Consider the following 12,629-nt stretch of genomic DNA (forward strand, 5'->3'; position numbering starts at 1 on the left):
GCCGAAGGCGCCATGCGGGGAAAGGCTAGTCCACCCACTGTCCCTGCGTGAAGGCGACGACCAGGGCTGCCATGATCGGCGTACCGGTACATAGATATACCGACTGTACCCAGCTCCGCCGCGCGGCGGCTCGCGCGAGCATCAGATACAACGGAAAGGCCACTAAAATTCCACGGATTCCCGATGCATAATAATTCGTGCAGGCCATTATCGCGGTCATCACGCCGAGGAAGGTCGCCTCACCCCACCGTCTCCCGGCCAGCAGGATGATGGTCAGCAGCACCCCGACGACCACCGCGAGCAGTTCCCCGCGCCAGAACCAGACGAAGGTCGACGCACCGTTGCCATCCGTGGCCGATGCCCAGGTGGCGGTCCAGCCCGACCAGGGCCAGTCGAGGCCTCGGTGCCAGCCGTCCCGCATCGCGTCCGTGTAGGAGCCCCAGCCCCCGGTGCGAATCCTGAGATAGCCCAGGTAGGCGAGGACGGGGACGGGTGGAAGCCCCAGCGACAACGCCGGCCGGGCGAACACCGGGAGGCCGGCGGAGCGTCGGCTCGCGACGTACTGCACAGCCAACGCGACCCCGAAGGGAATACCGCTGATCCTGGCGGATGCCGCCCCGGCGCCCAGCAGGCCGGCCAACCACCAGCGGCGGCGACGTGCCGCCAGCCAGGACGCCGTCGCGAACCCCAGGAAGATGCCCTCCGAATAGGCGGCGAACAGGAACACCGCGTAGGGGAAGCAGATGAGGCTGAGGACGGCGAACCGCGCTGCGGGCTTGCCGACCTCGTCCGCGGCCAACCGCCACAGCGCGGCGACCGCGACCGCACCGGCGAGGAACGACACGACCAGACCCGCGACGATCCAGTCCGGAACGACGATATGGACGATCCGCATCGCGATCGGGAGGCCGGGAAAGTCGACTTCTGTCCGGTCCGAGTAGGCGGGGGAGAGATAACCGTACCGGGCGACCTTCGTGAACAGGCCGACATCCCACCGGTCCCAGAGCGTGCGCAGGCCGGGAGCGTTTCGCGCCGGCGCCGAGGTAAGGACCCGCGCGGCGGCGAGCGCCAGCAGGGCGACCGCGACCCGGCTCCCGAACCAGATCGGCAGCGTGGCCCGGACCGGCTCCGGCAGCCGGGCCCAGGCCGCTCGGACCATCCCCGGCCCGATCGGATCATGCACCGCCGGACCCGGCCCCGTCGGCGCTGCCGGCGGCCGGGCCTCCGGCCGGCTCGCCGGTGGCCGCCGCCGTAACCCACGCCGGCCGGCCGCCGCGTACATCGGGGGCATGGTCCAGCACCCCGCCCGCAGGGTCGTCAACGGCGTCCGGATCGCCGACGGCAGCGGAGCCGACCGCGACACTCGGATCACCCGGGTACGCCATTCCGCCGGTCCGCACGATGTCGGTATGCGGATGCAGGATCTCCCGGACGACGAATCCGGCCAGGACGAGCAGCACCAGGTCGCGCAGGGCCACCGCGCCGACGAACCATCCCCGGTCGATGCCGTGACGACCCTGCGTGTCGTTGTAGATGAAGTGCATGAATCGGGTGAACAGCACCCACGCCTCACAGACCTGCCACAGCAGGAACAGCCTCCATCGGGGCCGAGCCAGTGCCGCCAGCGGTAGCAGCCAGATCGTGTACTGGGGTGAGAAGACCTTGTTGGTCAGCAGGAAGGCGACGACGAGCAGGAACAGCACCTGCGGCAGACGGGGCCGGCGCGGTGCGAACCAGGTGAGTAACCCGATGGCGACCACCGAGACCAGCAGGGCCGCCCCAGTGATGATGTTCAACGTGGAGATGGGCAGGCCGTTGTTCCGCAAGCCCTGCAGGATCATCGGGAGGGCGACGACGATCGTCACCCAGCCGGCCGCGGCCACCGCGATGACCAGCCGGCACGCATCGGGCCGATGATGGATCGCGGCCGCGGCCACCGCGACGAGGACGACGGCAGTGAGCGCGGAGACCACCAGGTGCAGTGCTCCGAACCAGGCCGGGTCGTAGCGGCCGGCAAGCCAGGTCGCGCCGAACGCCAGCGAGTCCCAGTCGGCGCCGCGGTCGGAGTTCAGGTCGAAGAACCGGGCGATGGCGTTGCGGGCCCCGTCCGAACCACCACCGACCAGGCGGATCCAGTCACCACCTCGCCAGAAGGTCGACCAGATGCTGTCGCCGACGCGGGCGTTCTCCGCGTTGAAGTAGCCGGCGGTCAGCCATAGCGGGACGACGACCACCAGCACCGTCACCGCCGCAGCGCAGACGGTCCGGGCCAGTTCGCGCAGCCTCCCGGCCCGGAGGCAGAGAAAAGTCAACCCTAGCAGGAACAGGGCCGGATAGAGCTTCGTGAGGATGCCGAGTCCGATCAGCATCCCGGCGAGCTTCGGAGCCCGCCTGGACCAGGCAAGCAGGCCGCCCGCCGCGAACGCCACCGCGATGATGTCCCAGTTCGTCAGCAGATGCAGCACGAGGGTCGGCGCCAGCGCGAACAGAGCGGCGTCCCAGATCCGCCTCGACCCGGCCGTCAGCGCGGTGCAGCACACCGCGACCGAGGCCACGATCAGGAACAGCAGGGCGGTGAGGTCGTAGAAGACGGCCGACCGCATGTCCATCGTGTAATGGTCGAAGACGCGCTCGCCGTTCTCCTCCCGGTAGACCGCCCGCGGTCCGTTCGCGAGACCGGCCGGCCAGGCGACGAGCTGCATGGTGGCGCCGATCAACGGCGGATACTCCGTCGGGTAGTCCAGATAGGGGATCTTCCCGTCGACCAGCCCCTCCTGGCTGTACAACGCGACGATGTCGGAGTAGCACAACGCCGTGTACTGGTGCTCATGCGTCCAGTTCCGGGTGTCCCGGCAACTGATCTTCTGGGTGTAGCCGAGGACCCCGGCCACGATGACCATTGCCATCAGCACCCGCAGCGGGGTCAGCCAACCACGCCGGTCGGGCACGGCCGCGTGCTCACCCGGCGGCCCACCGATGAGCTGGCTTGCCCCCGCGACGACCGGGTCCTCCCGGGCCGGGCTGACGCGGACGGGGGACGCCGGGGACATGGCCATGCCCGTCATTCTCGCCCCATGACAGCCCATGACCAGCACTGAACTCGACCTCCCGGTCAGTTGAACGGGTCGGAGAAGATCCCCGTCTGTCGAGCCGGCCGGCCCGCCTGGCCGGCACCCTCCTGCTGACCACCGCCGTTGCCGTTGCCACTGGGGTTCAGGAGATCGCCCAGGTTGACGCCGGTATCGCCGGGCTGGCTCGATGAGGCGCTCGGCGCCGGGGTGGGTGTGGGAGTCGGCTCGGGCTCGTTATCCTGCACGAGGCCACCGAAGGCCGGCGGGTCGAACTTCGACGGCGGCACCCCCGTCAGCGCGGCGTCCATGAACGCCTTCCACACCTTGGCCGGGTAGGTACCCCCGTAGACGCCCTTCTCGGCGCCGGGAATGCCCTTCAGCACATCCTGCTCGGTGCCATTGCCCCGGAACATGTTCACGCAGGACGCGAGTTCCCTGGTGTACCCGCAGAACCAGGCCGACCGGAAGTTGGTCGACGTCCCGGTCTTGCCGGCGGCCTCCCGCCCGCCGTCCAGCCGGGCCCGCTTTCCGGTGCCACTCGAATCCGTCAACACACTCTGCAGGGCGTAAGTGGCGTCGCGGGCCACCGTGGCCGGGATGACCTGCTTCACATCGGGGGTACCCGAATAGATCACCTGCCCGTTGCCGTCGACCACCTTGTCGACGATGTGCGGTGTGGCCCGCACTCCGGCGCCGGCGAGGGTCGCGTAGACCGTGGTCATATCCACCGCGTGCACGTCGTCCTGGCCCAGCGTGATACCCGCTTCGTTGCGAAGCTGGGTGCTGGCCGGGATACCAAGGTCGCGCGCGGTCTTGATGATGTTCGAGACGCCGATGTTCTGCCCCAGCGGTACGTACACCGTGTTGATGGAGCCCGCCGTCGCCTCGATGAGGTTCTTGTATCCGAGATCGCCCGCCTCACCCTCGTCGTTGCTGACCACGTAATTCCCCGGCAGTGTGATCTTGGCGGGAGCGGCGAAGGTCGACTTGAGGTTGATGTTCTGACGCAACGCGGCGACCAGAGTGATCGTCTTGAAGGTGGAGGCGGACTGCACCTGCGCCCCTGACACGTTGTCGACGTACTGCTCGTGGCCCTGTGCGTCCTTGCCGTAGAGCGACCCGCCGTACCAGGCGAGGATCCTGCCGGTCCCGGGTTCTATCGCGGTGAGCCCGGTACGCAGATCCGGCACGGCGGCGTACGCCGGGCCCAGCACGTCGCTCACCGCCTGGAAGGCCTTGAACTGCCGCCCCTTGTCGATCGTGGTCGTGATGCGCAGTCCACCGCGGTTGATCTGATCCTCGGTGATCTTCCCGACGGTCGTAAGCTCACGTTTGACCTGATCGCGGATGTACGCGATCTGGTCGGACGAGGCGGCGGCATCCTGCGCCTTCGCGGCCACGGGTGGGGGGCTCTGCTGGGCGAGCCCCGGCGGAGCCCAGCCCTCGGCGACCATCGTCGCGACCACGTCGTGCCAGCGGTTCGCCGCCGGACCCGGGTTCTTGGCCGGGTCGAGGTAGTTGGGTGATCGGATCAGGCCCGCGATGACCGCTCCCTGGGCGGGGGTGAGTTTGGCGGCCGAGGTGTTGAAGTAGGCTTTCGCCGCCGCTTCGATACCGTAGGCGCCCCGGCCGAAGTAGATCGTATTCAGGTAGAATTCCAGGATCTGTCCCTTGGAGTACTTCTGGCCCAGCTTCACCGCGAGCACGATCTCGCGCATCTTGCGGGTGAAGGTCCGCTCCTGCGACAGGTACGCGTTCTTGGCGTACTGCTGGGTGATGGTCGAACCACCCTGCAGCTCCCCGCCGGTGACGTTCACGTAGAGCGCCCGGGCAATGCCCTTGGGAGAGATACCGGGTTCGTGATAAAAGTTCTTGTCCTCGGCCGCGAGCACCGCGTGCTGCATGTCCACGGACACTTCGGCGAGCGGCACGTCGGTGCGGTTCACGGTGCCGATCCGGGCAAGCTCCTCACCGTTGTCCTGGTGCGAGCCGGCCGGCGGTCCGTAGAAGATGATCGACGTCTGGTCCGTCTTCACCTCGGCAGGCAGCGGGACCCGGGTCGCCGCGTAGATGACGCCGATGCCGGCGGCGAACAGGAGAAGACCGGAGAAGAAGCTGGCGAAGACCAGACGGCGCAGCCAGCGCGGGCGCCGTCGCCACCACATCGGGCCGTGTCGCCCCTGGCCCGGCCGGGGGGCCTTCCCGTTGCGGCGCCCGGGTCCTCCCGCCCCGCCCGGGACACCCATCTCCGCCCGGGAGGATCGGCCTGGCCCGGCCCGCCCTGGACCGGTCCGGCGGGGCTCGATCCGGCGGGGCTCGATCCGATCCGCGCCCGGTCGCCCACCCGCCATCCGGCGGGTAGCGGCCGATCCGCTTCCCTCCCGTGCCCGGCTCCGGACGGCCATCAGCTCGGTGGCGCGGGTGAGGTCGCGCCGACCGGCCACCCGCTGAGCGGGCGTCACCTCGGTCATGCGGTCGCGGTCCGACACACCGTTGCGACGGCCATTCCGGGAGTCCCGCTCCGGCATCACCTTGTGGTAAACGGTGGCGTCCACGGTGCGTTCCCGGACATCGACCCGTCGTAGGGCCTCCTGGTCGACAGTGTCGTACAGGGTGTTGACCTCGCCGGCTGTCCGGTCTGCCGGCTGGTCCGGCCCACGATCGGGGACGCCGCGGTCAGAGGCGGTCCGATCGGAGAACCCACGGCCGGGAACCCGCCGAGTGGGGGCCGCCCGACCGGAGGGCGCGCCGCCGCCTCGGCGACGACCGGTCGCCTCGCCGACGGGCATGCCGGGACGAGCGCCGGACGGTTCACGGCCGGGCGCGTCGGACTTCCCGATGCCATGGTCCGGCACCCACCCCCCGACGGCGGCACCGGCACCCCGACCGGTCCCACCATCCGGCGGCGTGTTCGTCCTCGCCGCGGCGGGGGGAGCCGCGGGCGGCACGAGAGCGGTGCGTTCCCCTCTCCCGCCGGTGGGCCGGCCCGTCGGCGGCACCAGCCGGCGTCCCTGGGCCTGGCCTGCCTGGGCCTGGCCGGGCCGGGCCTGGCCTGGCCTGGCCTGCTCCGGCCGCCGGGCGCGGTCCGGGGGTACCCGGTCCGCGGTTACCCGGGACTGGCCGTCCGGGTTAGGCCATGCTCGGTCAGGTGCAGGACCACCCCGACTAGAGCCCTGATCGTAGGGAGAGCTCACCAACCGCTCCATCCGTCGCCGCGGGACTCCCCGGTACCCGGACCGCCGCAGGAGACGGGCCGGCGCCCCCAACCATCACCGAAGGTCCGATTTCCACAGGATCTACAGAACCGGCCCGTCTCGGCCCGGACCGTGCACGATCCCGGCGACCACCGGTCCACCATCGGACCGGGGCCGACTACGTGATGTTCGCTCACTCGCCGCATTCACCCGGCGAGGCTGTGACGAGGTCAGCCCATGGTGGATGCGACGCCAGGACCTGCCATGAGACCCACATGGCAGACCAGGGTCTCACGCCGAATTCCGCCCCCTCGCGCAGGGCGTCCTTTGCGCCTCTCGGGGACGACCAGCCGTCAGCGGTCCGCGGTCCGCCGCCGGATCTGCTTCTTCGCCTTCGGCTCCCCCGTCCCGATCACATAAGAAGTGACCAGGTGGTTCCAGCCGCAGGGCGGACACACCTCCACCACATAGATCCGCAGCTCGCTGTACCTCGACGCGAGCGCGGGGAGCTCCCTGGTGGTGCGAACCCGCCCGGAGCTCTCCCCGAGCTCGTCGCCGTAGGCGTAGGTGACATGGATGAGCGGATCGCCGCCTCGGCAGACCGGGCATCGCTTCGTGGTCCGCTCACCGTGGTACCTGGCCGCCCGCAGCAGATAAGGATGCGCGGCGCAGACATCCAACGACGAGATCCTGCCCGCGAAGAGATCCGCCAGCGTCGCCCGGCGGGCGAGCGCGTAGTCGATGACCGACCGCGGACGCATGCCAGCAACGGTACGCCGGAGCCGGCTTCCAGACAGACGGTCCGCACAGACGGTCCGCACAGACGGTCCGCACAGACGCCAAACCGGTCTCCCAGCTCCACATCCCGACTGTGATCCGGATGACAGTGCGAGCCCGCCCGCACCGGGATCTGGCCGCGCGGGGCCGATGGTCCGGCCGGGGTCGGGATGCACCGGCAGGGCGCCTATCTGTCATCTCCCGGTCGCCGACTGGTCATTCCTGGTTGCGGTGCTCGTCCCGCGACGTCTATCCTCAATGTATCGCTCCGATATGTCGAGCCGACCGTTCCGCGGGCCGTGGTGGTCGACCACCACGGCCCGCGGAACGGTCGGCGGCGCATCACGGGACATCACGGGGCATCACGGGGCATCACGGTCGAAAAGGGGTGGATCATGCTGGAGCTGGCGGTCCTCGCCCTGCTCTCCGAGAGCCCTATGCACGGCTATGAACTGCGCAAACGGCTCGCGGCGCTCCTCGGCGCGTTCCACCGGTTCAGCTACGGCTCGCTCTATCCCTGTCTGCGTCGTCTCGCGTCCGCCGGCTACGTCACCGCGGACGACGTCGGCGCCGCGAGCCGTCTCGGCGGGCGCAGTCGGGTCGTCTACACCTTGACGGGCGAGGGCAAGGAGAAGCTCGCGGACCTGCTGGGCGAGGGCGGACCGTCGTCCTGGGAAGACGAGATGTTCGGCGTGCGCTTCGCCTTCTTCTCGAAGACGGACGCCGCTGTCCGCCTCCGCATCCTCGAAGGTCGCCGCGGGCGGCTCGAGGAGCGCCGGGAGAAGGTTCGATCGGCCCTGACCCGGACCGTCGAGCGTTTCGACTCCTACACACTCGAGTTGCAGCGCCACGGCCTGGAATCGGTCGAACGTGAGGTCCGCTGGCTGAACGAGCTGATCGAGACCGAACGCGCCGGCACCCCCGCCGGCACCCAGAGACCACAGCTGTCCACAGGATCCACAGGTTTGTCCACAGCCCCGTCCACAGGATCCGTGCAGCCGGGGGTACCCGTCGTCGAACCAGCCCGCCCCAGCGGGCCGGGAAGCCCTCCGGCGCAGGCGGACCGCCAGGACGACCCGCGCGCACGGGATGGCGGCTCACCTGCCGACGGCGACGCACACCTGAACGTGAACGTGAACAGGCGTGGCCGGAGCAGGCGGGCCCCGCGGACAGCCGGCCAGGACCCCGACGGCGAGGTCCCGACCACCCGATGAACGTCATCCCGTAGCGGGTCCCTGTTCCCGACCAGCATGATCGGGAATGCCGCGGCGGAGCTGCGTGCCCCATATGACCCACTTCCACGAAGATCTCAGCTAAGGAGCAGACCGTCATGGGCTCGGTACGTGTCGCCATTGTCGGCGTAGGCAACTGCGCTGCCTCGCTGGTCCAGGGGATCGAGTACTACCGCGATGCCGACCCGTCGGCCCAGATCCCCGGGCTGATGCACGTGCGGCTGGGCGAGTACCATGTCTCGGACCTGACATTCGTCGCCGCGTTCGACGTGGACGCGAAGAAGGTCGGCCGCGACCTCTCCGAGGCCATCGCCGCCAGCGAGAACAACACCATCAAGATCGCGGATGTCCCGCCGCTCGGGGTCACCGTCGGCCGCGGCCACACCCTCGACGGCCTCGGCCGCTACTACCGGGAGACCATCGAGGAGTCGGACGAACCGCCGGTTGACGTCGTCGCAACCCTGCGGGAGACCCGTGCCGACGTACTCGTCTGCTACCTGCCGGTCGGCTCCGAGGACGCCGCGAAGTTCTACGCCCAGTGCGCCATCGACGCCGGCGTCGCCTTCATCAACTGCCTGCCGGTGTTCATTGCCGGGGTGCCCGAGTGGGCGGAGAAGTTCCGCGCGGCCGGCGTGCCGATCGTCGGCGACGACATCAAGTCACAGGTCGGCGCGACCATCACCCACCGGGTTCTGGCGAAGCTCTTCGAGGACCGCGGCGTGATCCTGGATCGGACCATGCAGCTCAACGTCGGCGGCAACATGGACTTCAAGAACATGTTGGAACGCGAGCGGCTGGAGTCCAAGAAGATCTCCAAGACGCAGGCCGTGACCTCCCAGGTCTCCCACGACCTCGGCAGGGACAACGTGCACATCGGGCCGTCGGACTACGTCGCCTGGCTGGACGACCGCAAGTGGGCCTATGTCCGCCTCGAGGGACGTGCCTTCGGCGACGTGCCGCTGAACCTCGAGTACAAGCTTGAGGTATGGGACTCCCCCAACAGCGCCGGGGTGGTCATCGACGCGGTGCGCTGCGCCAAGATCGCACTCGACCGGGGCATCGGCGGCCCGGTCCTCTCCGCCTCCTCCTATTTCATGAAGTCCCCGCCGGAGCAGTACCGCGACAACGAGGCCCGGGACAGGGTAGAGGCGTTCATCCGCGACGAGGGCTGATCGAGGGCTGATTCCTCGTCGTCCTCATCTTTCTCGTCGGGTCCTCCTCATCGGATCGGCCGGCCAGCGGACCCGGTCGGAAACACAGGGTCCGGCCGCCCGGAGGGGGGCGGCCGGACCTTGTGCCCCGAGCCGACCAGTCTGGTCCTAGGCTGACGACGTGGCCCGGGCGGAGAACCTTCGTGAGCTGCTGCATGACCGTGGGTTCCGGATGCTCTACGCGTCCAGGCTCACCTCCCAGGCCGCCGACGGCGTCTTCCAGGCGAGCCTCGTCAGCTATGTGCTGTTCTCTCCCGAACGGGCGACCTCAGCGGCGGCCCTGGCCGCGTCGCTCGCGATCGTTGTGCTGCCGTTCAGCGTCATCGGCCCCTTCGCCGGCATCGTGCTCGATCGCGTGTCCCGCCAGCGGGTTCTGGTGGTCTGCTCACTCGTCCGGATGCTGCTGATGGGCATCCTGGTCGCTCTGATCGCCACCGGCCAGACGGGCCTCGACTTCTACGCGGTGGCACTGGCGTCGGTGAGCATGAACCGCTTCGTGCTGGCGGCGCTGTCCGCCGGGCTCCCGGTCGTGGTCGGCCTCGACCGGCTTGTCACGGCGAACGCCTTGTCCGTCACCTCCGGCACCGTCGCGACGCTCGCCGGAGCCGGTGTCGGCAGCGGGCTGCGCGGGCTGATCGGCGGCGAGGACGGGGCGGTGGCGTTCGTCGCCGCTCTGGCGGCTCTCGCCTACCTTGTAGCCGCCGCCACCGCGGCGCGGGCGGGGCGGAGCGACTTCGGTCCGCTGGAGACGATGGCCTGGCAGGGCGCCTGGGCGCAGACCACCCAGGTCGTCGCCGACATGCTTGACGGCGCCCGCTATCTGGTGAACCACGGGCCGGCCCGGCGGGCGCTCGCCGCCCTCACCACCTCGCGAGCCGCCTACGGCCTGATCCTCGTGATGACGGTATTGCTGTATCGCAACTACTTCACCGGCTCGGAAGGCGGGCTCGCGGGACTCGCCGCCGTCGTCGCAGCCAGTGGAGCCGGCACGATCAGCGCCGCGCTCGCGACTCCCCGCGTCACGCGGCGCATGCCGAAGTCGAGCTGGATCGCCCTCGTCCTGGTACTCGGCGGGGTCGTCGAGGTCGCGCTCGGGCTGCCCTTCTCCTCGACGCTGTTCATCGTCGCGGGAGCGTTGCTCGGGTTTTCCGCACAGGCCAGCAAGATCTGCGTGGACACCATCGTGCAGGAGGAGACCGACGACGCCTACCGCGGTCGCGCCTTCTCGCTCTACGACCTGCTGTTCAATGTTGCCTTCGTGGCGGCCGCGGCGGTGGCCGCCATGGTCCTGCCGGACGAGGGCCGGTCCGTTCCGGTGGTCCTGGTAGCCGGGGCAGGCTACGCGCTCACCGGGATCCTGTACTACCGGGCCGCCCACCGCCATCCGGAAGACCGGATCATCCGTCACATCGGCGAGCCCGGATTGGCACGACCGGCTGACCGTCCGGGCCCGGACGGTCGGCCGGGTCCGGACAGTCAGCCCAGGCCGGTCACCCCCGCCGAGGCGTGAGCTCGCCGGAGACGGGCGCATCACCGGGGACGGGGACCTCGTGCTCCCGGGCCCACCGGAACAGTTCGGCCTCGGCGGCCTCCCGGCCGACGATCCCGTGCTCGAAGCGGAACTCCAGCATGTGCGACCGGGCCTGGCCCACCAACCGGGACGGTGGCAGCCCCAGCAGCACCATGATGTCGTCCCCGGAAAGCTCCGGCCGGATCGCGGCGATCTCCTCGCGCGCGGCGAGCTCGGCGATCCGCTCCTCGAGCGAGTCGTACGTCCGGGACAACGCCGCGGCCTTGCGCCGGTTGCGGGTCGTACAGTCCGAGCGGACCAGCTTGTGTAGCCGGGAGAGTTGAGGACCCGCGTCGTGCACGTAGCGGCGTACGGCGGCGTCGGTCCACTCGCCCGCCCCGTATCCGTGGAAGCGCAGGTGCAGGTAGACGAGCCGGCAGACCGCGTCAGTCACGTCCTTGGGGAAGTGCAGCGCCGCGAGCCGGCGGCGGGTCATGTCCCGGCCGACGACCTCATGGTGGTGGAAGGACACCCGCCCACCCGTCATGTGCCGGCGGGTCCGCGGCTTGCCGATGTCATGCAGCAGCGCGGCCCAGCGCAGCACCTCGTCCGGCTCCCCCGGCTCCTCCAGGGTCATCGCCTGACGCAGCACCGTCATGGTGTGGGCGTAGACGTCCTTGTGCTGGTGGTGCTCGTCGATCTCCATCCGCATGGCGGACACCTCGGGCAGCACGATGTCGGCGATCCCGACCTCGACCAACCGCTCCAGACCGGTGACCGGATCGGGAGCCGACATAAGCTTGCGCAGTTCGTCGCGGATCCGTTCGGGGGAGACGACCGCGAGCCGATCGGCCCGCGAGCGCATCGCCGCGACCAGCTCGGGTACCGGGGTGAGGCCCAGGACCGCCTCGAACCTGGCGGCCCGCAGGATGCGCAGCGGGTCGTCGTCGAACGACGCCTCAGGGCTTGCGGGGGTACGCAGCACGCCGCGGGCGAGATCTGCCATCCCGCCGAACAGGTCGACGAAGTCATGGCCGGGCACGGACACCGCCATCGCATTCACGGTGAAGTCCCGCCGGGACAGGTCCGCCTCCAGGCTGTCGCCGTAGGTCACGGCCGGATTGCGGGACTTCCGGTCGTACGCCTCGCTACGGTAGGTAGTGATCTCGAACCGGACACCGTGCCGAGCGAGCCCGACCGTGCCGAAGGCGATTCCGGCCTCCCAGGTCGCCTCCGCCCATCCTCGGGTGATCTCCAGAACCCGCTCGGGGCGGGCGTCCGTGGCAAAGTCGAGATCGGCCGGTACGGCCCCGGACACGGCGGACGCCGGCCTGCCGAGCAGGGCGTCCCGTACCGAACCACCGACGAGGTGAAGGAGGTAGCCGTTCGCGGTGAAGACGCGGCCAAGCTCATCGGCGGCCGGCGGCACCCTCAGCAGCTCACTCACCACCCGTTCGGCCGAGTCTCGCGGATTGTCCAGACTGATCACTGACACACCTTCAGGTTACGGCCTCACCGCCGGTGATCCGGCACGTGGACCCAAAATAATGATCATGATTTCTCGGCGTCCAACCGGGAAGGGCCTAGCGGAATCAAGCCGTAACCCCGGCGTTCCGGACAGGCGGGCCGGCTGG

Annotated in this window: 8 protein-coding genes; 3 read left to right on the plus strand and 5 right to left on the minus strand. The window is 69.5% G+C overall.

Annotated elements, in window-relative coordinates; translation table 11 throughout:
• Positions 1–25: 25 nt before the first annotated feature.
• The 4 genes from AC08OO_RS06785 to AC08OO_RS06800 all read right to left on the minus strand — a co-directional run bounded on the left by AC08OO_RS06785 (position 26) and on the right by AC08OO_RS06800 (position 7,026).
• Positions 26–1,183 (minus strand): hypothetical protein, encoded by a 1,158-nt coding sequence (locus AC08OO_RS06785; RefSeq protein WP_476610313.1) that lies wholly within the window; start codon positions 1,181–1,183, stop codon positions 26–28.
• On the minus strand, positions 1,176–3,065 hold the full coding sequence (locus AC08OO_RS06790; protein WP_476610312.1) for a glycosyltransferase family 87 protein: 1,890 nt from the start codon (positions 3,063–3,065) through the stop codon (positions 1,176–1,178). Before AC08OO_RS06790 ends, AC08OO_RS06785 begins: the two co-directional genes overlap by 8 nt.
• A gap of 47 nt (positions 3,066–3,112) precedes the next feature.
• A complete protein-coding gene (locus AC08OO_RS06795) occupies positions 3,113–6,277 on the minus strand; it encodes a transglycosylase domain-containing protein (protein WP_476610311.1) in 3,165 nt (1,054 codons plus the stop codon).
• A gap of 341 nt (positions 6,278–6,618) precedes the next feature.
• Positions 6,619–7,026, minus strand: a complete 408-nt coding sequence (locus tag AC08OO_RS06800; RefSeq protein ID WP_476607669.1) for a DUF5318 family protein — start codon at positions 7,024–7,026, stop codon at positions 6,619–6,621.
• A 411-nt stretch (positions 7,027–7,437) separates the two neighbouring features.
• On the opposite strand from AC08OO_RS06800, the gene AC08OO_RS06805 reads away from it, so the two are divergent.
• The 3 genes from AC08OO_RS06805 (at position 7,438) to AC08OO_RS06815 (ending at position 10,995) form a co-directional block, all read left to right on the plus strand.
• Positions 7,438–8,256: a PadR family transcriptional regulator gene (locus AC08OO_RS06805; RefSeq protein WP_476607668.1), complete on the plus strand. Its 819-nt coding sequence runs from the start codon at positions 7,438–7,440 to the stop codon at positions 8,254–8,256.
• Positions 8,257–8,372: 116 nt separating this feature from the next.
• Positions 8,373–9,446 carry an inositol-3-phosphate synthase gene (locus AC08OO_RS06810; protein WP_476607667.1) on the plus strand — a complete coding sequence of 358 codons (1,074 nt, stop codon included), beginning with the start codon at positions 8,373–8,375 and terminating at the stop codon, positions 9,444–9,446.
• Positions 9,447–9,606: 160 nt separating this feature from the next.
• Positions 9,607–10,995, plus strand: a complete 1,389-nt coding sequence (locus AC08OO_RS06815; protein WP_476610310.1) for an MFS transporter — start codon at positions 9,607–9,609, stop codon at positions 10,993–10,995.
• On the opposite strand, the gene AC08OO_RS06820 is transcribed toward AC08OO_RS06815, so the two are convergent.
• Positions 10,976–12,484 carry a CCA tRNA nucleotidyltransferase gene (locus tag AC08OO_RS06820; RefSeq protein WP_476610309.1) on the minus strand — a complete coding sequence of 503 codons (1,509 nt, stop codon included), beginning with the start codon at positions 12,482–12,484 and terminating at the stop codon, positions 10,976–10,978. The two genes, AC08OO_RS06815 and AC08OO_RS06820, sit on opposite strands and share 20 nt — an antisense overlap.
• Positions 12,485–12,629: the final 145 nt, after the last annotated feature.

This window comes from Frankia sp. CeCAU1, from assembly GCF_977971845.1.